Origin of the sequence: Janthinobacterium saanense (genome assembly GCF_014200675.1) — a bacterium.
Classification (GTDB): domain Bacteria; phylum Pseudomonadota; class Gammaproteobacteria; order Burkholderiales; family Burkholderiaceae_D; genus Janthinobacterium.
Genome location: NZ_JACHCI010000009.1, coordinates 102,769 through 125,588, shown reverse-complemented (window position 1 = coordinate 125,588; position 22,820 = coordinate 102,769). Strand labels below are relative to the sequence as shown.

Below are 22,820 nucleotides of genomic sequence, written 5' to 3'. Positions count from 1 at the left end.
TTATACCGGCACGCCGCTCAGGATTTTTTCCCGCCGGCGTGTTTATTGCCGATCAGGCGCCAGGCGCACAGGGCGCTGGCCAGCGCCAGCCCGGCCGATAGCCACATCACCCAGCGAAAACCGGCGACATACGATTGTTCAATCGCCTGTTTCAGTGCCGCCGCTTCCTCGGCGCTAATGTGCGCCGGCAATTCGATGGCCGCCAGCCGTGCCCGCTGCGCCCTCACCTGTTCGACCACGGCCGGCTTTGCGGCAACCGTACTCAAGCGGCTGTTCAATACGCCATTGAACACCAGCGCCATGACGATGCCGAACACGGCAATCGCCAGCAAGGCCGCCAGGCGCGACACGGCATTGTTAATACCGGAAGCGACGCCGGCCAGGCTGGCGTCCAGTGCATTCATCACCGTGGTCGTCAGCGGCGCTACCGCGACCGACATGCCGAAGCCCAGTATCAGTACCGCCGGAAAGTAGGTGGTCCAGTAACTGCCACCGATACCGGGCAGCGTGAACACGGCAAACCCGAGCGCTGCAATCGCCGGACCTATCACCAGCGGCAACTTGGCGCCGTAACGGTCGACCAGTCCGCCGCTCCAGCGTGACAGGAAAAACATCAGCAAGACAAAGGGCAGCAAGGCGGCGCCCGCCGCCAGCGCCGAATAGCCTTGCACCTGTATCAAATTGAGAGGAAAGAAATACAGGCCGCCACCGAGCGCCGCATATAGCAGCAGGGTCAGCAGATTGGCGCCGCTGAAATCGCACGAACGGAACAAATGCATCGGCAACATGGGCGCCGGATGACGCAGCTCGACCGCCACGAAGGCGGCCAGCAACACCAGTGCAGCAGCCAAGGCCGCCAGCACGCCAGCATCACCCCAGCCCTGATTCGATGAGGCGATCAAGCCATACACCAGGCTGGCCAGCCCGGCACTGGCCAATGCCGCACCCGTCCAGTCCAGGCGGGCAGGCGCGTCCGGATCGCGGCTTTCCGGCACGTAACGCCAGGTCAGCGGCAAGATCAGCAACGCCAGCGGGATATTGATCAGGAAGGCCCAGCGCCAGGAAAAATGTTCGATCAGGAAACCGCCCAGCACCGGCCCGATGGCCGCCGTGATGGCCGTATAGCCAGACCAGCTGCCGATCGCCTTGCCGCGCTGGTTTTCCGGAAACGAAGCGCTGATCAAGGCCAGGCTGCCCGGCACCAGCAAAGCGCCACCGATGCCTTGTACGGCGCGGGCAACCATCAGCTGGCCCACACTGCCGCTCAAACCACAGCAGACCGATGCGGCGGCAAACACCAGCACGCCCACGATAAACACGCGGCGCCGGCCATAACGGTCGCCGGCCGTGCCGCCCACCAGCAACAATGCCGCCAGGAACAATGCATACGATTCAACCACCCATTGCACGGCACTGGCGCTGGCCTTGAATTCCTGCTGCAACGCCGGCAAGGCCACATTCACTACCGTACCGTCGATAAACACCATGCTCGACGCCAGTATCGTGGCGGCCAGCACCCAGGGGCGCGCGGCGACCGTGCACAGGGAAGCAGGCTGCGCTGCTATCGTGGTCCGGGACATCATGCTGGGCACTCCCGTCTTGACTGCTGGTGCCCACAGCATAGCGCAATGACGCCAGCGCGGCGCCGCTCAGGTGCTCAGGTGCTTACCGTTCACCTACGTCAGGCACAGGCAGGCAATCAGACAGGCCTGGCTTTGCCGCTGCGCAAGGCTTCTTCGATAATGGCGCGCGTCGCCTTGTCAGCTGCCTTGGACGCTTGCTCTTGCTGCTTGCCCAGCGCCTGCATCTGTTTGCCCAGCGCATCCATGGGCTTGCCGTTTTCCTTCATTTGCCGCGACAAGGCTTGCATCGAAGCATCATCGCGATCATTCATCGCGGCAAGACGGTCGCCATGCTGCTCCATCTGGTCTTGCAGGCTTTCCATCTTTGCCTGCAATTTCTCCACCTCGCGGTCGGCCGCTGCCCGCTCGCTATCGCTACTGGCCAGCGCCTGGCGGCGTGAGGCCTGACCCAGTTGACGTCCCACTTCTCCTTGCTGGCGGCCCAGCGCCTTCATTTGCTCGCTCTCGCTGCGCGCTGCGGCCGATTGATTGCGGCCCTGGGCACTCATCTGCTTGCCCAAGGCGCCCATGCTCTTGCCTTGCGCCCCCATTTGCTTGCCCAGGCTGCTCATTTGCTGACCAAGTTCCTGCGTAGGCTGCCAAGCTGCATTGATCCTGGCCAACAAGGTCGCGTCTTGCAGCAGATACGCCTTGCCCTGGTCGCGGAACCACAGGAACTGGCCTTTGACCGTTTCCTTCAAATGCTTGATCTGCACGCCATCGATGCCGCTGCCCGTGGTGGTAACGCTGTCCTTGCTGCTATCGACCAGCGCATACCCCTCGTCAGCGCCGTTGAACACATTAATTTGCTTGCCCGGTGGCGCAGGCGCCACAGGAGGCCGGGGAGCTTCCGGCGGCTGCACGGCCAGCACGCTGCCGCTGATAAGGATGCCGGCCAGGCTGAGGATCAAACGATGGGGAGTGCTCATGGCTGCCTCGTTAAAAAGTGATAGAGCCTGGACTGTAGCGCCGGGCGTCACGCACCTCCAGCGGCGCGCGATAGACAGTCAAAACGGGTATCTGGACGGCATGTTCCGGCGATGGATGGTAAATCGTCCAGGCAAAAAAAAGCGGAGGTGGGGACCTCCGCGGAAAGTGCCGTGGTACGGCATGGGTAAGATAACGTCAGTTGGCCAGTACATCGAGCGCAAGGCGACGAAACGTCAAAAAGGGGGGCTGAACGGCATACCAGCGCGATGGACCACAAGTGGGCCGGATAAAAAAACGGAGACCAAAGGTCTCCGCAAAAACGCCGTGGTACGGCGTAGCTTGATCCAGTGTTAATACAGTACGACGGAGCGTATCGATTCGCCGCTCTTCATCAAATCAAAGCCCTGGTTGATGTCATCGAGTTTCAAACGGTGCGTGATCAGGTCGTCGATATTGAGCTTGCCTTCCATATACCAGTCGACGATCTTCGGCACGTCCGTGCGTCCGCGCGCGCCGCCGAAAGCGGAACCCTTCCATACGCGGCCCGTCACCAGCTGGAACGGACGGGTAGAGATTTCCTGGCCGGCCGCCGCCACGCCGATGATGATGGACTGGCCCCAGCCCTTGTGGCAGCACTCGAGCGACTGGCGCATGGTGGTGGTGTTGCCGATGCACTCAAAACTGTAATCGGCGCCGCCATCGGTCAGCTGGATAATCGTGTCGACCACGTTTTCCACTTCGTTGGCGTTGACGAAATGCGTCATACCGAACTTGCGGGCGATTTCCTGGCGCGCCGGGTTGATGTCCACGCCGATGATCTTGTCGGCGCCGACCATCCTGGCGGCCTGGATCACGTTCAGGCCGATGCCGCCCAGGCCGAACACCACCACATTGGCGCCCGCTTCCACCTTGGCTGTAAACAGTACGGCGCCCACGCCGGTGGTCACGCCGCAACCGATGTAGCAGACTTTATCGAACGGCGCGTCGGAGCGTATCTTCGCCAGGGCGATTTCCGGCACCACGATGTAGTTGGAAAAAGTCGAGGTGCCCATGTAATGGAAAATGGGCTTGCCGTCGATGGAGAAACGCGAGGTCGCATCGGGCATCAAGCCACGGCCTTGCGTGGAGCGGATCGACTGGCACAGATTGGTTTTCTGCGACAGGCAGAATTTACACTGGCGGCATTCGGGCGTGTACAAGGGGATGACGTGATCGTCTTTTTTCAGGCTTTTGACGCCCGGCCCTACATCGACCACCACGCCGGCGCCTTCATGGCCCAGGATGGCGGGAAAGATGCCTTCCGGGTCGGCGCCCGACAAGGTGTAGTAATCGGTATGGCAAATGCCGGTGGCCTTGATTTCAACCATTACTTCGCCTTCGCGCGGGCCGGCCAGGTCCACTTCCTCGATCGTCAAAGGCGCGCCCGCCTTCCATGCCACTGCTGCTTTGGTTTTCATGTCTGTCCTGTCGGTGATGGGATCGGGCGCTTGAACTTAACTACAACACGCCACATCTTCACATGATAACAAACGGGCACGCATCGCAGGCGCCCATGCCGGAAGCTTACTTGGTCTTGGCGCGGTTCAAAAAGGCGCCATGCAAGCCGTTCAGGGTTTCCTCGGCCAGCAGCAGCTGGCTGGCGATCTCGTTGATCTTGCGGCGGCTGGAGCGGGCATGGTCGCGCAGCACTTCGAAAGCCGTATTGCGGTCGGTCTGGAATTTACCCATCAACAGGCCCACGGCCAGGCTGGTTTCACGGCCGGCAGCCAGCGCCGCATTCAGGTTCAGTTCCGTGCGGCGCAGCTGGCGGATATCGTCGGCGCGCGCCAGGCCTGCTTCAAACGCGGGCATCAAACGGCCTTCATCGACCGGTTTCACCACGTAGCCGACGGCGCCGTAAGCGGCCGCCTGCTTGCCCGACTCACTGTCGCCACTGCCGGACAAAAACATGAAGGGCACGGCCGTTTCGCCATGCAGGCGCTTGGCCAGTTCCAGGCCGGACATGCCGGGCATATGGATGTCGAGCAGGGCCAGGTCGGGTTCGCGCTGGGCGATCAATTGCAGCGCCACTTCGGCCGAATTGGCCAGCGCCGTTTCATAACCGGCATGACGCAGGACTTCGCCGAGGAATTCCAACAGGAGCTGGTCATCGTCAACGATCAGGATAAGGCGTTTCGCGGCGGCTGGCTGACTCATGGGTAAAGAAACCTCGGTAATGAACGATGCTCTTATTATATGCCGATTATCTGCCAAAACAGCCGCGGCGCGCCAATCGTCAAGCAGCGATTTCAAGCACCAAACAAGTGATTGAATTGCCTCACCGCAACAACCGGGTCGTCCGCCTGGTACACGCTGCTGATGGCCGCCACCATATCGGCCCCACGCGCAGCCAGCGGGGCCGCGTTGTGCGGCGTCATGCCGCCGATCACCACGCACGGCAAGGCGATTTCGCGCTTGGCTTGCAAGACGATATCGGGCGCCGTCGTGACCGCGTATTTTTTCACCAGCGACGGGTAAAAGCCGCCGAACGCCACGTAGCTGGCGCCGTCCTTTTGCGCCGCATGGGCCAGCGCCATGTCGCCGTAGCACGAGGCGCCGACGATCTTGTCACGCCCCAGCTGCGCGCGCACTTGCGCCACCGAAGCATCGGTGCCGCCCACATGCACGCCGTCGGCGTCCAGCGCTTCACATAGGTCGACAAAATCATTGATGATGAAGGGCACCTGGTACTTGCGCGCCAGCGCCAGCAAGGCGGCCGCCTGCGCGCGCCGCTGGCCCGCGTCGGCGCTCTTGTGGCGGTACTGCAGCAGCGCCACGCCAGCGCGCAAGGCCAGTTCGCTCACCTCCAGCAATTTGTCGGTGTCATCCCAGTTGGGGGTCACCAGATACAGTCCACGCATTATTTCTCCTGTAGATCATTGAGCCGCTGCGGCATGAACTGCCCCGCCGCCACGGCATAAGCACCAGCCAAAGCAGCATGGCAATACGCTTGCGCCCCATCGAGCGCATACTCGATGGCCTGCCCCTGCGCCAGGCGCGCCGCGATGGCGGCAGCCAGGGTGCAGCCGCTGCCGTGAAATTCGCCAGGCAGCCGGGGCCAGGTCCAGGCACGGCACATGCCATCCCTTGCGAACCAGCGGTTGACGACCACGTCATCCTCGCCATGACCGCCCGTCACCAGCACATGCGCACAGCCTTGCGCCCGCAAAAAAGCCGCCTGCTCAGCCACCGCGGCTTGTCCGCTGAGGCCAAGCGCTTCCGGCCCATTCGGTACTAACACGGTAGTGACGGGCAGCAAAGGAGATAGCGCCTGTACCGCATCGTCGCGGCTGAGCATGTCTCCATGGCCGCTGGCCAGCACCGGGTCCAGCACCACCGGCAAACCCGGCTGACGCTGGCGCAGCTGTGCGACCAGTTCGGCGATCACGCGCGCGTTGGCCGCGCTGCCGGGAATGCCGATCTTGATGGCGTGGATGGCCATCTTGTCTATCAGGGCCTGCGCCTGGCGCCGCAGCAAATCGGGCGCCACCGGCTCGACGCCATACACGCGGTCATTGTCCTGCACCGTCAGGGCCGTTATCACCGGCAGCGCATGCGCGCCCTGCGCCGCGATGGCCAGGATATCGGCGGCGATGCCGGCGCCGCCCGAAGGGTCGACGCCGGCAAACACCAGTACCGTGTTGCGCGTGACTGCCATCACGCCAGGCGGCCGGCCATCGGCGACGAGGGCGAGGCGGCGAATTTCTTCGGCATCCGTCCCGCCAAAAACGCTTCGCGTCCGGCCCGCACGGCCAGCTTCATGGCGCGGGCCATGCGCACCGGATCGCGCGCACCGGCGATCGCCGTGTTCATCAGCACGCCGTCGCAACCGAGTTCCATGGCGATCGCCGCATCCGACGCCGTGCCCACGCCCGCGTCGACCAGCACCGGCACTTTGGCCTGCTCGATGATCAGCGAGAGATTCCACGGATTCAAGATGCCCATGCCCGAACCGATCAAAGAGGCCAGCGGCATCACGGCCACGCAGCCGATCTCTTCCAGAATTTTCGCCTGGATCGGGTCATCGCTGCAGTAGACCATCACGTCAAAGCCATCCTTGACCAGCGCTTCGGCCGCGACCAGGGTTTCCGGCATATGCGGGAACAAAGTCTTTTCATCGCCCAGTACTTCCAGCTTGACCAGCTTGCGCCCGCCCAGCAATTCACGCGCCAGCTGCAGGGTGTAGACGGCATCTTTCGCCGTGTAGCAGCCGGCCGTATTGGGCAGGATCGTGTAGCGCTCGGGCGGCACGAAGTCGAGCAGGCTGGGCGCGTTCGGGTCCTGGCCGATATTCACGCGGCGTATCGCTACCGTGATGATTTCCGCTTCGGCCGCATCGGTCGCTTCGCGCGTTTGCGGCAAGTCACGGTATTTGCCGCTACCGACCAGCAAACGCGATTGATACTGCTTGCCTGCGATGGTCAGCAGGTCATTCTGTGTTCCCATATCCATGTGTTTTTCCTTATCCTTCAGCCGCCACCGATGGCGCGTACGATTTCCACTTGATCCCGGGTTTCCAGGACTCTTTCGGGCCATACCTTGCGCGGCACAACGCTGCGGTTGACGGCCAGCGCCAGCGCCTGGTTTTGCAGCGACAGCGCGGTGATCAAATCAAACAAAGTGTGCTGTGGCGGCACCTGGTGCGGTGCGCCGTTCAAGACGATCTCTATCATTGCAATCTCTCCTGCGTCAGACCTTGCGATACAGCTCGGCGCCGTTCTTGACGAATTCGATGGCCTTGATTTCCATGCCTTTTTTCAGCGCCGCATCGTCCGAGATGCCGATGCCGGCCGCATACTCGCGCACTTCCTGGGTGATCTTCATCGAACAGAAATGCGGGCCGCACATGGAGCAGAAATGCGCCACCTTGGCTGAATCCTTGGGCAGGGTCTCGTCGTGGAATTCGCGCGCCTTGTCCGGGTCCAAGCCGATATTGAACTGATCATCCCAGCGAAATTCAAAGCGCGCCTTGGACAGCGCGTTGTCGCGGATCTGCGCGCCCGGATGGCCTTTCGCCAGGTCGGCCGCATGCGCGGCGATTTTATACGTGATGATGCCATCCTTGACGTCGGCCTTGTTCGGCAAACCCAGGTGTTCCTTCGGCGTCACATAGCACAGCATGGCCGTGCCATACCAGCCTATCATGGCCGCGCCGATGCCGGATGTGATGTGGTCGTAGCCGGGCGCGATATCGGTAGTCAACGGTCCCAAGGTGTAGAACGGCGCTTCGCCACACTGCTCCAGCTGCAAGTCCATGTTTTCCTTGATCAGCTGCATGGGCACATGACCAGGGCCTTCGATCATGACTTGCACATCGTGCTTCCAGGCGACCTGCGTCAGCTCGCCCAGGGTTTTCAATTCACCGAGCTGCGCTTCATCGTTGGCGTCGTAGATGGAACCGGGGCGCAAGCCGTCGCCCAGCGAAAACGATACGTCATACGCCTTCATGATTTCGCAAATCTCTTCGAAGTGCGTGTACAAAAACGATTCCTGGTGATGCGCCAGACACCACTTGGCCATGATGGAGCCGCCGCGCGACACGATGCCGGTCAGGCGCTTGGCCGTCATCGGCACATAGCGCAGCAGCACGCCCGCGTGGATGGTGAAATAATCGACGCCCTGCTCGGCCTGTTCGATCAGGGTGTCGCGGAAAATTTCCCAGGTCAGATCTTCGGCCTTGCCATTGACCTTTTCCAGCGCCTGGTAAATCGGCACGGTGCCTATCGGTACGGGGCTGTTACGGATGATCCATTCGCGCGTCTCGTGGATATGCTTGCCGGTCGACAGATCCATCACGTTGTCGCCGCCCCAGCGTATGGCCCAGGTCATTTTTTCCACTTCCTCGCCGATTGACGAGGTGACGGCCGAATTGCCGATATTGGCGTTGATCTTGACCAGGAAATTGCGGCCGATGATCATCGGCTCGACTTCCGGGTGGTTGATATTGGCCGGGATGATGGCGCGGCCGCGGGCGATTTCCTCGCGCACGAATTCGGGCGTGATGTCAGCCGGGATGCTGGCGCCAAACGACTGGCCAGCATGCTGGCGGCCCATCAGGTCGGCCAGGCGCTCGCCCATGGCGCCGGACGCGCGCAGCTCGCGCAAATACTCCTGGCGGCGCATGTTTTCGCGGATGGCGACGAACTCCATTTCCGGCGTGATGATGCCCTGGCGCGCATAGTGCATCTGCGTGACATTCTTGCCGGCGATGGCGCGGCGCGGCTTGCGGTGCAGGTTGAAGCGCAGCTCGGCCAGCTTGGGGTCGGCCAGGCGCGCGATGCCGTAGTCGGAGGTCGGACCAGGCAATTCTTCCGTGTCGGCCCGTTCGGCGATCCACGGCAGGCGCGGCGTATCCAGACCCGAGCGGATGTCGATCTGCACCTCGGGATCGGTGTACGGACCGGAGGTATCGTAGACATAAATCGGCGGGTTTTTCTCGCCGCCGAACGAGGCTTCGGTATCGGACTGGCTGATTTCGCGCATGGGCACGCGGATGTCGGGACGGCTGCCTTCGACGTAGATCTTGCGTGAATTCGGTAGCGGCGCGATGGCGGCTTGATCCACCGTGGCGGTGGCGGAAAAGAATTTCGGATTGGCGTTCATTTTGGCTCCTTGGCTAGACTGTTTTAAGCCTGGAGCCAGCTAAGGAGGTTCGGATGTACACGGCGCACGCTCAATCAAACAATCAATGAACGGGTGTGCAGCATCCTAAAGCTTCCCTTCGCTGGCATTATCCAGATCAGGTTCGGAGGGTATTTCTCACCCGCGCTTCACCGTGTTTCCACAGCGAAGGCAGGACCCCTAGCGTTTGCCGCCTTGCGGCAGCGGAGCAATTATACGCCCTAAATAAAGCGTCTTTCAAATAAAGTGAGCGCTATTTCTTCTTGCCCCATTGCCAGCGCGTCGGCTCTCCCTTGCGCACGCAGATGCCGATCAACAGGGCGAAGACGGCCGCTTCATACACGATGTAAGCGAGCAGCGATTCCTGTGGCGGAAATAAAAAGGCGCCGCAGGCGAACAGCAGCAGCGCCGCCAGGAACACCAGCCAGCCCTGCCAGACGATGGGCAAGCCCCAGCCCATGCCGTAGCTCTTGGCGGGGAACCAGTATTTGGGTGGCGATTTCTCAGCCATGATCACTCCTTGTGCATGTCAACAAGGTGTAGTTTACATCACGGCAGGCGAGCGCGCAGGCGGTCGCTCACGTCGAGGCCGATGCCACGGTAACCGATGAAGCGGCTGCCATTGTCAAACATCGGCTCGCCGCTCACCTGCAGGTACTGCGTGCTGCCGTCAGGATTGCTGCGGCTGTAGATAAAATCGAGAAACGGCTCGCGCGCGGCGATCTTGGCATCGAGCAGGGCCCGTTCATCGGCGTTCCAGCGCTGCGGCTCTTCGGCGCTGCCGATGCCCAGCATCTCGGCCACGGGGCCGGAAAAGCGCGTCAGGTTACCCTGCGCATCCTGTTCCCAGTACCAGTCCGAAGACAATTCCGTAAAGCGCTGGAAGCGTGCCTCGCTGGCGCGCAATTCCGCCGTGCGCTCATCGACCATCACTTCCAGCGACTTGCTGTACTCATTGAGCTTCTGGTACAGCAGCCGCACTTCGAGCATATTGTGGATGCGCGTTTTCACTTCCACCAGGTCGAACGGCTTGCTGACGAAATCCTTGGCGCCCGCCTGCAATGCGCGCAGCTTGTGGCCCGGCTGGGCCGTGATCACCAGCACCGGCAGATAGCTGCCCACCTCGAGGCCGCGCAAGCCTTCCATCACTTCGAAACCATCCATTTCCGGCATCTGCAAGTCGAGCAGTATCAGGTCGTAGCGGTGCTCCTGGTGCAGTGCGTGCACGGCTTTCGGGTCCATGGTGGAACTGATGCGGGTATAGCCGGCGTTGCGCAGCATCTGCTCGAGCAGCATGACATTGGCTTCCTGGTCATCGACGACGAGGATGCTGGCGTTCAAAATCTCGGTAGCTTGCAACATGGTGTATTCCTAAAAAATGCTTGATTAGCGTAATGCGTGAATGTCGTCGGCCAGGCCGTGGGCGGCCGCGTGGTGCAGGGCTACGTCCAGCGCATCCATGAATTCGGCTACCTTGATCGGCTTGGTCAGGTAGCGGAAGAAACCCGCTTCCAGGCCTTTTTCTATGTCGCGCGGCACGGCGTTGGCCGACAGCGCCATGACGGGAATATGGCTGGTCAGCGGATCGTCGTGCAACAGGCGCAAGGCGCCAAAACCGCTGAGGCCAGGCAGGTTGATGTCCATCAGGATGATGTCCGGCTGATAGGTGCGTGCCAGGTCCATGCCCAGATGCGCATCGATGGCCGTCAGCAGCTTCAGGTCGCTGCGGCGCGCGATCAGCTGTTCGACCAGCGCCAGGTTGGCCGGATTGTCTTCCACGTACAGCAAGGTGCGCTGGGTTTCCTGGTTTTCCTGCACCACCGGCAGCGCTTCGCCCTGGCCCAGCACCAGCTCGGGCGCACTGCTCGCCTTGAATTCGACCCAGAAGGTGGTGCCCACGCCGACCGTGCTGTCGACGCCGATCTCGCCGCCCATCAATTCCACCAATTGCCGCGTGACGACCAGGCCGATGCCCGTGCCTTCTTCCGTGCCGCTTTCCTGGCCCAGGCGATTGAAGGGCTGGAACAGCTGCGCCATCTGTTCGGTACTGAGGCCGGCGCCGCTGTCGGTCACGCTGGCGCGTACGCGGTTGCCGTGCTGGCTGCATTCGACGCGCACGCTGCCGCCGCTCTCGTTGTATTTGATGGCGTTCGACAGCAGGTTGATCATCACCTGCTTGACCCGCGTGCGGTCGGCATGCACATAAAATGCCCTGCCGCATTGAGGAAAATGCATGTCGATGCCGCGTTTTTCCGCCTGGGGCGCGATCATCGCCTGGCAATCCTGCAGCACGTCGAGCAGCGACATCGCCTCTTCCGACATGGTGACCTTGCCCGATTCGATCATGGCCAGGTCGAGAATTTCATTAATCAGGCGCAACAGATACCAGCCGCCCTTGAGTATCTGTTCGAGCGAGCGCTGCTGCGGCACGCTGGGCGGCGGCACATCGGAAGCCATCAGCTGGGCAAAGCCCAGCACGGCGTTGAGCGGCGTGCGCAGTTCATGGCTCATGCTGGACAAGAATTCGGACTTGGCGCGGTTGGCCTTGTCCGCCACCTGGCGGGCCTTTTCCAGCTCCACGTTGTTCGATTCGACCAGCGAGCGCGTGTATTGCTCGTGTTCTTGCAGGCGCTGGTCCAGCAGCGCCTGTTCCGCTTCGACCCGCTTGCGGGCCGTGTTGTCGGTGCCGATCAGCAGATAACCGATGACCTTGCTCTGCGCGTCGCGCAAGGCTGTCACGGACACCATGGCGGGGAAGCGGCTGCCATCCTTGCGAATATAGGTCAGCTCATAAATATCCTCGATGCCGCGCTTGGCCTTGAACACCAGCGCTTCCACGCCGGGCGTGATGGGTGTATCGAGTTCGGCGCTCAACGCCTGCGCGCGGGCGATGATTTCCTGTGCGTCGGAAATACCGGCCGGCGTCAGCTTATCGACCACTTCATGGGCTGCATAACCGAGCATGCGCTCGGCGCCCACATTGAATATCTGGATTACACCCTGCGCGTCGGTGGCGATGCAGGAAAAATTGGCGCTGTTGAAAATCGCGTCCTGCAAGGCGCCCGCTTTCAGCAACTGGCGTGGCAAACCGGCCGCGACCGTGCGCCGGTACAGCGCGATCAACAGCATCAGCAACAGCAGCACCAGCGCATCGATCACTCCCGCCGTCGGATGCGGTCCGTGCCAGGCCAGCACGCCCACGGCCAGCAGCACGATGGCACTGAATGCAAAAGCCAGCGCCATGGGCCAGCGCGACGGCAGGCCGGTACTTGTTTTATTTACGGTGTGCATATGCATAATCCAGAGGGTGACAGGTGGGAAAAGCGTGCGAAGGACGGCACTCAGCGGTCCTGACGGCGGCGCACGTCCGACAGCAAGCGGCCAAACTCTTTCTTGACTACCCCATAACATTCGCAGACATGGCCTTCCAGCCCGGCCCGGTCCTGCACGGTGATATGGCCGCGCCGGTAGCTGATGAAGCCGCGCGCCTGCAAGCGGCCCGCCGCTTCCGTCACGCCTTCGCGGCGCACGCCCAGCATATTGGCGATCAATTCCTGCGTCATGGTCAGCTCGCGGTTCGGCAGTCGGTCCATGGTCAGCAGCAGCCAGCGGCACAGCTGCTGCTCCACCGAATGATGGCGGTTGCACACGGCCGTCTGCGACATTTGCGTGATCAAGGCTTGCGTATAGCGCAGCAAGAGGCGCATCACCGGGCCGGAGCGGTTGAACTCGTCCATCAGCACCTGCGCCTTCAGGCGAAAGCCGATGCCGCCCGTCTGCACCACGGCGCGGCTGGGCGTGGAACCGCCGCCCATGAACAGCGACACGCCGACGATGCCTTCATTGCCCACGCCGGCGATTTCTGATGAACCGCCGTTTTCCAGCAGATAATGCAGCGAGACGATGGCGGTGGTGGGAAAGTACACATGATGAATTTTGTCGCCAGAGTCATAAATGACATCGCCCAGCAGCATGGGCACCTGCTCCAGGTGCGGCGCCAGGCGCGCGAAATCGTCGTCCAGCATGGCGGCGAGCAAATGGTTTTGATTCGGATTGTGTTGCAGAGCATGCGGCCTGGACATGGTCAGGATTCCTGGTTTCCAGTCGTCAGCTAGGGGATAAGTTATAAGGCGTCGGAACGAGAGCCGCCACGCGGTGCAGCGTAACACACAGCTTGCATCAGGACCTGACTATATTACTTATCGGCATTTCCGTCCGTTCGCTACCGAACGGACGCTGCCGCGACGCGCGCCCTACAGTTGATCACTGCCCGGGTTGCCTGATCACGGATCGGCTTCGGCGCACCCCGCCATCGGACGCCACCATGCAATCTTTCTTTCAACGCATCTCCATTTCTGTTTCCACTTCCGCCCTGCTCACCCTGGCTGCCGGATTGTGCCTGACCGCCTTGTGCTACGCCTCGGCGCGGCAGATCGAATCGGAAAGCGCCCGGCTGTTGCTGGAAAACCATGCGAACCTGCAGGCGATGAGCGCCGCCATGCTGCCCGCGCACGGCATGCCGCTGGACGCCAACCGCCGCGGCGCGCTGTACGTGCTGCTGGGTGGCCTGTTATCGAGCCTGCTGGCCGCCGCCTATGTCTATCAGCTGGTGTCGCGCAACAGCGTGATTGCGCGCATTACCAGCGAACGCACGGCAGCGCTGCAGTTTGCCAACCTGCGCCTGTCCGAGGATATCGCCGCGCGCATGCGCAATGAAAAGTCGCTGCGCCTGCGCGAACGCATCATCGAAGTGTCGTCGACCGCCATCATCCTGTGCAGCGCCGACGCCCCCGGCCACCTGATCGAATACGTCAACCCGGCCTTTGAACGCATCACCGGCTATGCGGCCGGCGACGTCCTCGGACAGCGCCTGGAAGACGTGCAAGGCCCCGACCACGCGCGCCAGGACATGCAGGAAATCACCGCGGCCCTGCGCGAACAGCGCGAAGGCAAGGCCATCGTGCGCAATTTCCGCAAGGACGGCAGCAGCTACTGGAGTGAATTGTTCGTCGCCCCGGTGCACGATGACGGCCACGGCGCGCTCAGTCATTTCGTGGTGGCCCAGTACGACATCAGCACCGTCATGCGCTTCGAGCAGGAACTGGAATTCCAGGCGCGGCACGATATATTGACGGGCCTGGCCAATCGCCTGCTGCTGCGCGAACGGCTGGAACAGGCCATGGCGGCGGCGCGGCGCAGCACCGTGCCAGTGTGGGTGGTGTTCATCGACCTCGACCGTTTCAAGTTCGTCAATGACACCCTGGGCCACGGTGCCGGCGACAGCCTGCTGAAACTGATCGCCGAGCGGCTGCGCAACGCCACGCGCGAAGTCGATACGGTGGCGCGCCTGGGTGGCGATGAATTCGTGCTGCTGCTGCCGCAAGTTGCCAACAACGATACGGGCCAGGCCATCCTGCAGCGCGTGCTGGACGCCGTGGCGCAGCCGCTGCAGGTGGCCGAGCATGAATTTTTTCTTACTTGCAGCATGGGCGTGGCCAGCTACCCGGACGATGGCGACAGCGCGGAAACGCTGATCAAGCACGCCGACATCGCCATGTACCGCGCCAAGGAGCAAGGGCGCAACCACTGGCAAAGTTATGCGCCGGCCATGAATGCCAGCACGCTGGCCCGGCTGAACCTGGAAAGCGAACTGCGGCATGCGCTCGAACGCGGCCAGTTCCACCTGGTGTACCAGCCGCAGCTGGACTTGTGCAGCGGCAAGATGGTCGGCATGGAAGCGCTGCTGCGCTGGCAGCATCCCAGCCTGGGCACCATAGCGCCAGGCGACTTCATCCATCTGGCCGAGGAAATGGGACTCATCGTCCCCATCGGCGCCTGGGTGCTGCACACGGCGTGTGCGCAGGCAAAAGCATGGCAGCAAGCAGGACTGGGAGAGGTAAGGCTGGCGGTCAATCTGTCCGCACGGCAATTCCGGCAAAACGGTTTGCTGCAATCGGTCAAGGATATCTTGGCGGCAACTGGACTGGAAGCACGCTTCCTGGAACTGGAACTGACGGAAAGCATGATGATGCAAGACGTGGAGCAGGCAATCGTCACCATGGGCAAGCTCAAGACGCTGGGGCTGCAATTGTCGATCGACGATTTCGGCACCGGCTATTCCAGCCTGGCGCATCTGCGCCATTTCCCCATCGACGTGCTGAAGATCGATAAATCCTTCGTCAGCGACATCCTGCACAGCGCCGACGACGCCGCCATCGTGCACGCCATCATTGCGCTGGCGCACAGCCTGCGCCTGAAGGTCATCGCCGAAGGCGTGGAAACGGAGCAGCAATGCGATTTTTTACGCCAGCACGGCTGCGACCAGATGCAAGGCTATCTGTTCAGCCGCCCGCTGGCCGCGCCTGCCTTTGAACGGCTGCTGCGCGAAAACAACATGCTGCCCGCCTAGAGCGAATTAAAACGCGTGGCGCAAGCCGATATTCAAGGCGCGGTCGCCGCTGCCCACTTCGGTAGCGTTGCCCACCATATAGGCGGCGCCATTGCGGTTGCGGATCTGTGCGTAGGCCACATAGAACTTGCTGCGTTTCGACAAAGCATAAGTGGCGCCGATGGCCAATTGCTGCGCATCGCGGTTGGCTGCGTTACGGTCGTCCTTGTGGATGAAGGACGCCAGCAAGGTGGTGGCGCCCAGCGGCACGGCCACACCGACAAGTGCGTCGCGGCTATCGGTCGACACGGTCGGCGCGACCGGTGCGCCGTATGGATTTTCGGCAAAGAACATGGAACTGCCCTCGCCTGTATTGCTGCCGTAGCCGGCAAAAGCGGTGGCCAGACCAAAGCTGTAATTGCCAGCGAGAATGGTGTTATTGACATTGGCCTTGCCCGGTTCGCCGCCCCGGCTCTGGCGCGCCAGGCGCAGGGTCAAAGGGCCATTGACGTAACCGAGCGACAGGCCCAGCGAGCGCTGATCGGCAGCCAGGCCCGAGTGTTCGCCTGCACCCAACATGGCGATCGCCGTCAAGCCGCGCCATTCCGGCGAGGTGTAGCGCACGGTATTGTCGATGCGGGTGGCCGAATAACCGGCAATATTGGTCGAAGCGCCCGCCATGCCGCCCTCGAAGGGGTCGGCCACATCCGTCAGCGCCTGGCTTTGCAGATTGTATTGGCGGCCCACCGTCAGCATGCCCAGCGGACTCTTGATACCGACAAAGGCCTGGCGGCCGAACAGCTGGCCGGCCTGGTCGGAACCGCCCGTGTCCGTCAGCAAGCCCGCTTCCAGGGTGAATACGGCTTGCAGGCCATTGCCGATGTCTTCCGTACCACGCAAGCCCAGGCGCGATCCGGCCGATACGCCACTGGTGAGCTTGCTGATGCCGCGTTCCTGCACCAGGGCCGCATCCATCAAGCCATACACGTCAACGGAGGACTGGGCGTGGGCGACGGGAATGGCGGCGTGGGCGGCGGCAAGGCCGAAACAGAGCGGGAGCGCAATTTTTTTCATGGTAGTTTCCTTAATGCAAGCGAAACCAGGAAAGCTGAGGGCCATGGCGCAGCCACAGGCGTGCTGTAGCCTGCTTCGCGATGCCGTATCGAAAGACGACGGGCCAGAGTTCCTGGCTAAGCTGTGGCGGCGCGGCCGGCAAAAACAATGGCGCGCGGGTGTCCGCCGTGAATGGTGCACCGCTGGCGGCGCGCGTGGCTCAGGCGCCCAAAGGAGTACCTAATGAGTACCTAAGGACAGCGCCTGAAATGGCCGGGACCGCTGCTGCGGCCGGCACGAATGATGCGGGCAGATAGTCAATATGACCATGCGCCGCTGGCACTGTCCGCAAAGCTGGGAGGCAGTACCAAGGCGGCTATGATAACACTGAGCAACGATTATCCCCCGTTCTGTTGCCATCCGATCGGCCGCCAGGCCGCCAAAAGACTGAAAAACAGGGTCATCCACGGCGCAGGACTTGCCGTGTCATCTATAATGGTTCCTTTTGCCAAACACACGCCAAATCATGGAATTAGCCAAGTCTTTCGAGCCCGCCGACATTGAACAATTCTGGCGCACCGAGTGGGAACAACGCGGTTACTACACCGCCACCCTCGATGCCGGAAAACCTTCCTTCAGCATCCAGTTGCCGCCGCCGAACGTCACCGGCACCTTGCATATGGGCCACGCCTTCAACCAGACCATCATGGATGGCTTGACGCGCTACCACCGCATGCTGGGCCACAACACGGCCTGGATCCCGGGCACCGACCACGCGGGCATCGCCACGCAAATCGTCGTGCAACGCCAGCTGGACGCGCAAAAGATTTCGCGCCATGACCTGGGCCGCGAAAAATTCGTGGAAAAAGTGTGGGAATGGAAAGAAAAATCGGGTTCCATCATCACTGGCCAGATGCGCCGCCTGGGCGCTTCGCCAGATTGGAAACGCGAATACTTCACGATGGACGAGCCACGCTCGAAAGTCGTGACCGACGTCTTCGTGCGCCTGTTCGAACAAGGCCTGATCTACCGCGGCAAGCGCCTGGTCAACTGGGACCCGGTGCTGGGTACGGCGGTGTCCGACCTGGAAGTGGTGTCCGAAGAAGAAGACGGCTCGATGTGGTACATCAAGTACCCGCTGGCCGATGGCAGCGGTTTCCTGACGGTGGCGACCACGCGTCCTGAAACCATGCTGGGCGACGTGGCCGTGGCCGTCGATCCGACCGACGAGCGCTATACGGCACTGGTCGGCAAGATGCTGAAACTCCCGCTGACCGACCGCGAAATCCCCATCATCGCCGACGAATACGTCGACAAGGAATTCGGCACCGGCTGCGTAAAAATTACCCCAGCGCATGACATGAACGATTACGCCGTGGGCCAACGCCACAAGCTGGCGCAAATCGTCATCCTGACGCTGGACGCCAAAATCACCGACGACGCGCCAGAAGCGTATCGCGGCCTGGACCGTTTCGCTGCCCGCAAGCAGATCGTGGCCGACCTCGACGCGCAAGGCTTGCTGGAACAAGTCAAGCCGCACAAGCTGATGGTGCCGCGCGGCGACCGCACGGGCGTGGTCATCGAGCCGATGCTGACGGACCAGTGGTTTGTCGCCATGAGCAAACCAGCCCCGGAAGGCACTTTCTTCCCGGGCAAATCGATTGCCGAGACGGCGCTCGACAAAGTAGCCAGCGGCGAAATCAAGTTCGTGCCGGAAAACTGGAGCACCACCTATAACCAATGGCTCAACAACATCCAGGACTGGTGCATCTCGCGCCAGCTGTGGTGGGGCCATCAAATCCCGGCCTGGTACGATGACCAGGGCAATATTTTTGTCGCCAAGACCGAAGCCGAAGCGCAAGCCAAGGCTCAGGCCGCTGGCAGCACCGGCCCGCTGAAACGCGACGACGACGTGCTCGACACCTGGTTCTCGTCCGCACTGGTGCCGTTCTCGACCATGGGCTGGCCGGAAGAAACGCCGGACATGAAGGCTTTCCTGCCATCGTCCGTGCTGGTGACGGGCTTCGACATCATCTTCTTCTGGGTCGCGCGCATGGTCATGATGACGGCGCACTTCACCGGCAAGGTGCCGTTTGAAACCGTGTACGTACACGGCCTGGTGCGCGATTCGACAGGGCAAAAAATGTCCAAGTCGAAAGGCAACACCCTGGACCCTATCGACCTGATCGACGGCATCGGCCTGGAAGACCTGATCGTCAAGCGCACCACCGGCCTGATGAATCCACGCGATGCGGAAAAGATCACCAAGGCCACGCGCAAGGAATTCCCGGACGGCATTTCCGCCTACGGCACAGACGCCGTGCGCTTCACCATGGCCAGCTACGCCTCGCTGGGCCGCAACATCAATTTCGACCTGGGCCGCTGCGAAGGCTACCGCAACTTCTGCAACAAGATGTGGAACGCCACCCGTTTCGTCATGATGAATACGGAAGGCAAGGATTGCTCGCCGAACGAGGCGGACCTGTCGCAAGCAGACAAATGGATCATTTCCCTGCTGCAAAAAGCCGAGCTGGACGTGGCCAAGGGCTTCGAAGACTTCCGTTTCGACAATATCGCCGCATCGATCTACAAATTCGTGTGGGATGAATATTGCGACTGGTATCTGGAAGTGGCCAAGGTACAAGTACAGCAAGGCACGGAAGGCCAGCAACGCGCCACCCGCCACACCCTGCTGCGCGTGCTGGAAGTGGTGTTGCGCCTGGCCCATCCGATCATCCCGTTTGTCACGGAAGCGCTGTGGCAAACCGTGGCGCCATTGGCCGGCAAGCTGCCGAAGGCCGATGGCGAGCCCAAGGGCGTGTCCATCATGATGCAGCCTTACCCGATCGCCAACACCGACAAGATCGACGAAGCGGCCGAAGCGTGGATGCAGCAGCTGAAAGCGCTGACGGACGCCACCCGCAACCTGCGCGGCGAAATGCAGATTTCGCCATCGGTGCGCGTGCCGCTGATCGTCGAAGCGGGCAACGCCGATGAAAAAGCAGCGCTGGTCTCGTTCGCGCCCTACATCCAGTCGCTGGGTAAGCTGGCCGAAGTGCAGATCGTTGACGCCCTGCCCGATTCGCCTGCCGCGGTTGCCATCGTCGGCACCACCAAGCTGATGCTGAAAGTGGAAATCGACGTGGCCGCAGAACGCGAGCGTCTGTCGAAAGAAATGGCGCGTCTGGAAGGCGAAATCAACAAAGCCAACGGCAAGCTGTCGAACGAAAGTTTTGTCGCCCGCGCGCCGGTGGAAGTGGTGGCGCAGGAAAAAGCCCGCGTCGCGAACTTCTCTGCCACGCTGGACAAGATGCGGGAGCAGTTTTCAAAGTTGCCAACCGCGTAATACAACCTAGTCAAGGCCGCTCACTGAGCGGCCTTTTCTTTGGGCGCCAGCGGTGCTGGCATAGCGTAGCGTTCGATTATCAACACATCCCACACAGGAAAGCGCCTCAGATGCAGCCGAATCTTCTATCCCGTACCCTTGCCGCCAGTGCCGCCGCGCTGTTATGCCACGCCGCCGCTGCCGCGCCAGCTCCCCAGCAACTGCCGTTTTCGTTTGACGCCGCACCGGGCCACCTGCCGAAAAACGTCGTCCCCATCGACTACACGGTCGCCATCGTGCCCGATGCCAGCAAACGCAGCTTGCGCGGCAAGGAAAGCGTCAAGCTGCTGTTCCGGGAAGCTACCGCCAGCATCGAATTCAACGCCATCGGCATGCAGTTCCAGCAGGTGCGCCTGGACGGCAAGCCGGTCAAGAGCACGGTGATCGATCCAAAACGGCAGATCGTCACGGTGACGCTGGTCAAACCGGCCGCAGCCGGCGAGCACACGCTGACGCTGGACTACACCGCGAAGATCGACACCGGCCCGCGCGGCCTGTTCGCCCAGCCGTTCAAGAAGCCAGACGGCAGCCAGGACTTGCTGCTGTCCACCCAGTTCGAAGCGACCGATGCGCGCCGCATGTTCCCCTGCTGGGATGAACCGGCCTTCCGCTCGACCTTCCAGCTGAGCACCACCACGCCGGCCAAGTGGGTATCGATCTCGAATATGCCGGTAGCACAGCGCACGGTGCATGGCGGCAGCGCCACCACCACCTTCCAGCGCTCGCCCAAGATGCCGTCCTATCTGGTGGAACTGACCAGCGGCGACATGGCCAGCATCGGCACCAAAGCTGGCGCGACCGATATCAATGTCTGGGCCGTGCGCGGCCAGCAACAGTACGGCGCAACCGCGCTGAACAACGCGCGCCAGATCCTGCTCGACTACAACGACTATTTCGACCACGCTTTCCCGCTGCCCAAGCTCGATCTGATCGCCGTGCCGGGCGGCTTCCAGGGTGCGATGGAAAACTGGGGCGCCATCACCTACAACGACCAGACCCTGCTGGTCACGCCATCGTCGACCATCGACAACCGCCAGACCGTCTTCAGCATCGAAGCACATGAAATGGCGCACCAGTGGTTCGGCGACCTGGTGACCATGGGCTGGTGGGATGATATCTGGCTCAATGAAAGCTTTGCCTCCTGGTTTGCCGCCAAGGAAACCGACTTGCGCAATCCCGACTGGCATGTGCGCGAGCAGGAAGACGCCGGCAAGGAAGCGGCAATGGGCGTCGATGCGCGGGTGGACTCGAAAGCGGTGCATAACCCGGTGATCGACGAACTGGCGCCGGAAAATGGCGCCGATAACCTGATCATCTATAACAAGGGGCAGGCAGTATTGCGCATGCTGGAAGCCTATATCGGCCCGGACACCTTCCGCAGCGGCATCCGCGCCTATATGAAGGACCGCGCCTATTCGAACGCCACCAGCGCCGACCTGTGGAATGCGCTGGGCAAAGCCAGCGGCAGCGACATCGGCGCGCTGGCACATAGCTGGATCAACCAGCCGGGCTTCCCCATCGTGTCGCTGAACGCCAGCTGTGACGCGGCCGGCGCGCGCACCATCAAGCTGTCGCAGCAGCGCTTCCTGATGCAAGGCAGCGACCCGGCCCAGCCGCACTGGAATATTCCGCTGCGCCTGCGCATCGGCGCCAACGGCCAGCCGCAATCGCTGTTGCTGACCGAGGATGGGCAAACCGTGGCTGCCGGCCGCTGCGACGAGGCGCTTTCCCTCAACGCCGGCGCCGACGGCTTTTACCGCACCGCCTACGATGCTGCCACCCTGGCAACCAATACGCAGCAATTCCACAGCCTGCCGGCGGGCGACCGCATCGCCCTGCTCGATGACCAGTGGGCGCAGGTGGAAAACGGCACCCAGCCGCTGGCCAGCTATCTGGCGCTGGCCGGCGCGATGGGCGATGAGCTCAATGAACGCGTTTGGAACCAGGTGATCGACGTGCTGTCGACTATCGAGCGTATCGAGCGCAACACCCCCGGCCACGCTACCTTTGTCGCCTATGCGAGCGGGCTGCTCAAACCGGCCGCCACGCGCCTGGGCTGGCAGGCCGCCAGCGATGAAACGGCCGGCGTGCAGCGCCTGCGCCGCACCGTGCTGTCGCGCCTGGGCGCCTGGGGCGACCAGGACGTGGTGGCCGAGGCACGCCAGCGCTTTGCCACTTTCGTCGCCGACCGCAAGAGCATTGCACCGGACGATCAGGCGATGATATTGACCATCGTCGCGCAGAACGCCGACGCCGCCACCTTCGAGCAACTGCACGCCATCGCCAGGGCGGCAGCCAATGAGACGGAAATGCGCCGCTACTACGCGCTGCTGATGCGCGTGCGCGATCCGCAACTGGCGGCACGCGCCGCAGCCATCGCGCTGTCGCCGGAAATCCCGCCGCAGGCGAATGTATTGCGTCTGGGCATGGTGTTCGGGCTCAATGAAGAAAATCCCCAGCTGTCCTGGAAGACCTTCACCGAGAATATCGAAGCGCTGACCGCCCCCAATCCGGGCAACCGTCCGAATGTGCTGGCAAAGAACGCCCCCGCCATCTACTGGAACAGCGTGCCGCTAGAACAGATGTCCGGCTGGCTCAAAGCACATCTCGACGAGGGTATGACCCAGAGGCTGGCAGACAATATGCAACATGCGCATTTCAAGCTGGACGAAAAAAACCGTTTATTACAGGCGGCCAACAGCATTGCCGGTGCCAGCAAGCAGTAAGCGGTTCGCAACAAAACGAGCGCTTGCTCAGTTTTTCGGCGACAATTGAAAAAATG

17 protein-coding genes and 1 riboswitch are annotated in these 22,820 nt (G+C 61.8%); of the genes, 3 read left to right on the top strand and 14 right to left on the bottom strand.

The features are described from left to right. Positions 1 to 17: 17 nt before the first annotated feature. The 13 genes from HDE72_RS14240 to HDE72_RS14180 form a co-directional block, all read right to left on the bottom strand. Positions 18 to 1,583, bottom strand: coding sequence for an MFS transporter (locus HDE72_RS14240; protein WP_183741944.1), 1,566 nt, complete (start codon positions 1,581 to 1,583; stop codon positions 18 to 20). A gap of 116 nt (positions 1,584 to 1,699) precedes the next feature. Further along, complete coding sequence (locus HDE72_RS14235) at positions 1,700 to 2,551, bottom strand: hypothetical protein (RefSeq protein WP_183741942.1); 852 nt, start codon at positions 2,549 to 2,551, stop codon at positions 1,700 to 1,702. 351 nt (positions 2,552 to 2,902) lie between these two features. Then, positions 2,903 to 4,009: an S-(hydroxymethyl)glutathione dehydrogenase/class III alcohol dehydrogenase gene (locus HDE72_RS14230; RefSeq protein WP_183741940.1), complete on the bottom strand. Its 1,107-nt coding sequence runs from the start codon at positions 4,007 to 4,009 to the stop codon at positions 2,903 to 2,905. A 106-nt stretch (positions 4,010 to 4,115) separates the two neighbouring features. Continuing rightward, positions 4,116 to 4,748, bottom strand: a complete 633-nt coding sequence (locus HDE72_RS14225) for an ANTAR domain-containing response regulator (RefSeq protein ID WP_183741938.1) — start codon at positions 4,746 to 4,748, stop codon at positions 4,116 to 4,118. Positions 4,749 to 4,840: 92 nt separating this feature from the next. After that, positions 4,841 to 5,452, bottom strand: a complete 612-nt coding sequence (gene thiE / locus HDE72_RS14220) for a thiamine phosphate synthase (RefSeq protein ID WP_183741936.1) — start codon at positions 5,450 to 5,452, stop codon at positions 4,841 to 4,843. Further along, positions 5,452 to 6,249: a bifunctional hydroxymethylpyrimidine kinase/phosphomethylpyrimidine kinase gene (gene thiD, locus HDE72_RS14215; RefSeq protein ID WP_183742137.1), complete on the bottom strand. Its 798-nt coding sequence runs from the start codon at positions 6,247 to 6,249 to the stop codon at positions 5,452 to 5,454. Before thiD ends, thiE begins: the two co-directional genes overlap by 1 nt. Then, positions 6,249 to 7,043 (bottom strand): thiazole synthase, encoded by a 795-nt coding sequence (locus tag HDE72_RS14210; protein WP_183741934.1) that lies wholly within the window; start codon positions 7,041 to 7,043, stop codon positions 6,249 to 6,251. Before HDE72_RS14210 ends, thiD begins: the two co-directional genes overlap by 1 nt. A gap of 17 nt (positions 7,044 to 7,060) precedes the next feature. Then, complete coding sequence (thiS, locus tag HDE72_RS14205; RefSeq protein ID WP_183741932.1) at positions 7,061 to 7,264, bottom strand: sulfur carrier protein ThiS; 204 nt, start codon at positions 7,262 to 7,264, stop codon at positions 7,061 to 7,063. A 16-nt stretch (positions 7,265 to 7,280) separates the two neighbouring features. Further along, positions 7,281 to 9,194: a phosphomethylpyrimidine synthase ThiC gene (thiC, locus tag HDE72_RS14200; RefSeq protein ID WP_183741930.1), complete on the bottom strand. Its 1,914-nt coding sequence runs from the start codon at positions 9,192 to 9,194 to the stop codon at positions 7,281 to 7,283. A gap of 96 nt (positions 9,195 to 9,290) precedes the next feature. Then, positions 9,291 to 9,404, bottom strand: a riboswitch (TPP riboswitch). A gap of 61 nt (positions 9,405 to 9,465) precedes the next feature. After that, positions 9,466 to 9,723: a hypothetical protein gene (locus HDE72_RS14195; protein ID WP_183741928.1), complete on the bottom strand. Its 258-nt coding sequence runs from the start codon at positions 9,721 to 9,723 to the stop codon at positions 9,466 to 9,468. A 38-nt stretch (positions 9,724 to 9,761) separates the two neighbouring features. Beyond that, on the bottom strand, positions 9,762 to 10,574 hold the full coding sequence (locus HDE72_RS14190; RefSeq protein ID WP_183741926.1) for a response regulator: 813 nt from the start codon (positions 10,572 to 10,574) through the stop codon (positions 9,762 to 9,764). Positions 10,575 to 10,598: 24 nt separating this feature from the next. Next, on the bottom strand, positions 10,599 to 12,503 hold the full coding sequence (locus HDE72_RS14185) for a hybrid sensor histidine kinase/response regulator (RefSeq protein ID WP_260176691.1): 1,905 nt from the start codon (positions 12,501 to 12,503) through the stop codon (positions 10,599 to 10,601). A 50-nt stretch (positions 12,504 to 12,553) separates the two neighbouring features. Further along, positions 12,554 to 13,294, bottom strand: a complete 741-nt coding sequence (locus HDE72_RS14180; RefSeq protein ID WP_183741924.1) for a Crp/Fnr family transcriptional regulator — start codon at positions 13,292 to 13,294, stop codon at positions 12,554 to 12,556. Positions 13,295 to 13,536: 242 nt separating this feature from the next. On the opposite strand from HDE72_RS14180, the gene HDE72_RS14175 reads away from it, so the two are divergent. Beyond that, positions 13,537 to 15,621 (top strand): putative bifunctional diguanylate cyclase/phosphodiesterase, encoded by a 2,085-nt coding sequence (locus HDE72_RS14175; protein WP_183741922.1) that lies wholly within the window; start codon positions 13,537 to 13,539, stop codon positions 15,619 to 15,621. Positions 15,622 to 15,627: 6 nt separating this feature from the next. Here the strand turns inward: HDE72_RS14175 and HDE72_RS14170 are convergent, their stop codons facing one another. After that, positions 15,628 to 16,674: a porin gene (locus HDE72_RS14170; RefSeq protein ID WP_183741920.1), complete on the bottom strand. Its 1,047-nt coding sequence runs from the start codon at positions 16,672 to 16,674 to the stop codon at positions 15,628 to 15,630. Between the two features lie 505 nt (positions 16,675 to 17,179). On the opposite strand from HDE72_RS14170, the gene HDE72_RS14165 reads away from it, so the two are divergent. Together HDE72_RS14165 and HDE72_RS14160 are read left to right on the top strand one after the other, a co-directional pair. Then, the gene (locus HDE72_RS14165; RefSeq protein ID WP_183741918.1) at positions 17,180 to 19,999 is read left to right on the top strand and encodes a valine--tRNA ligase; all 2,820 of its coding nucleotides are present in this window, start codon (positions 17,180 to 17,182) and stop codon (positions 19,997 to 19,999) included. A gap of 110 nt (positions 20,000 to 20,109) precedes the next feature. After that, positions 20,110 to 22,764 (top strand): M1 family metallopeptidase, encoded by a 2,655-nt coding sequence (locus HDE72_RS14160; RefSeq protein ID WP_183741910.1) that lies wholly within the window; start codon positions 20,110 to 20,112, stop codon positions 22,762 to 22,764. Positions 22,765 to 22,820 lie beyond the last annotated feature (56 nt).

Excerpts from the sequence above, each read along its gene's own strand:
- HDE72_RS14240 (WP_183741944.1), bottom strand. The coding sequence starts at position 1,583 with ATGATGTCCCGGACCACGATAGCAGCGCAGCCTGCTTCCCTGTGCACG.
- HDE72_RS14235 (WP_183741942.1), bottom strand. The coding sequence starts at position 2,551 with ATGAGCACTCCCCATCGTTTGATCCTCAGCCTGGCCGGCATCCTTATC.
- HDE72_RS14230 (WP_183741940.1), bottom strand. The coding sequence starts at position 4,009 with ATGAAAACCAAAGCAGCAGTGGCATGGAAGGCGGGCGCGCCTTTGACG.
- HDE72_RS14225 (WP_183741938.1), bottom strand. The coding sequence starts at position 4,748 with ATGAGTCAGCCAGCCGCCGCGAAACGCCTTATCCTGATCGTTGACGAT.
- thiE (WP_183741936.1), bottom strand. The coding sequence starts at position 5,452 with ATGCGTGGACTGTATCTGGTGACCCCCAACTGGGATGACACCGACAAA.
- thiD (WP_183742137.1), bottom strand. The coding sequence starts at position 6,249 with ATGGCAGTCACGCGCAACACGGTACTGGTGTTTGCCGGCGTCGACCCT.
- HDE72_RS14210 (WP_183741934.1), bottom strand. The coding sequence starts at position 7,043 with ATGGATATGGGAACACAGAATGACCTGCTGACCATCGCAGGCAAGCAG.
- thiS (WP_183741932.1), bottom strand. The coding sequence starts at position 7,264 with ATGATAGAGATCGTCTTGAACGGCGCACCGCACCAGGTGCCGCCACAG.
- thiC (WP_183741930.1), bottom strand. The coding sequence starts at position 9,194 with ATGAACGCCAATCCGAAATTCTTTTCCGCCACCGCCACGGTGGATCAA.
- HDE72_RS14195 (WP_183741928.1), bottom strand. The coding sequence starts at position 9,723 with ATGGCTGAGAAATCGCCACCCAAATACTGGTTCCCCGCCAAGAGCTAC.
- HDE72_RS14190 (WP_183741926.1), bottom strand. The coding sequence starts at position 10,574 with ATGTTGCAAGCTACCGAGATTTTGAACGCCAGCATCCTCGTCGTCGAT.
- HDE72_RS14185 (WP_260176691.1), bottom strand. The coding sequence starts at position 12,503 with ATGCACACCGTAAATAAAACAAGTACCGGCCTGCCGTCGCGCTGGCCC.
- HDE72_RS14180 (WP_183741924.1), bottom strand. The coding sequence starts at position 13,294 with ATGTCCAGGCCGCATGCTCTGCAACACAATCCGAATCAAAACCATTTG.
- HDE72_RS14175 (WP_183741922.1), top strand. The coding sequence starts at position 13,537 with ATGCAATCTTTCTTTCAACGCATCTCCATTTCTGTTTCCACTTCCGCC.
- HDE72_RS14170 (WP_183741920.1), bottom strand. The coding sequence starts at position 16,674 with ATGAAAAAAATTGCGCTCCCGCTCTGTTTCGGCCTTGCCGCCGCCCAC.
- HDE72_RS14165 (WP_183741918.1), top strand. The coding sequence starts at position 17,180 with ATGGAATTAGCCAAGTCTTTCGAGCCCGCCGACATTGAACAATTCTGG.
- HDE72_RS14160 (WP_183741910.1), top strand. The coding sequence starts at position 20,110 with ATGCAGCCGAATCTTCTATCCCGTACCCTTGCCGCCAGTGCCGCCGCG.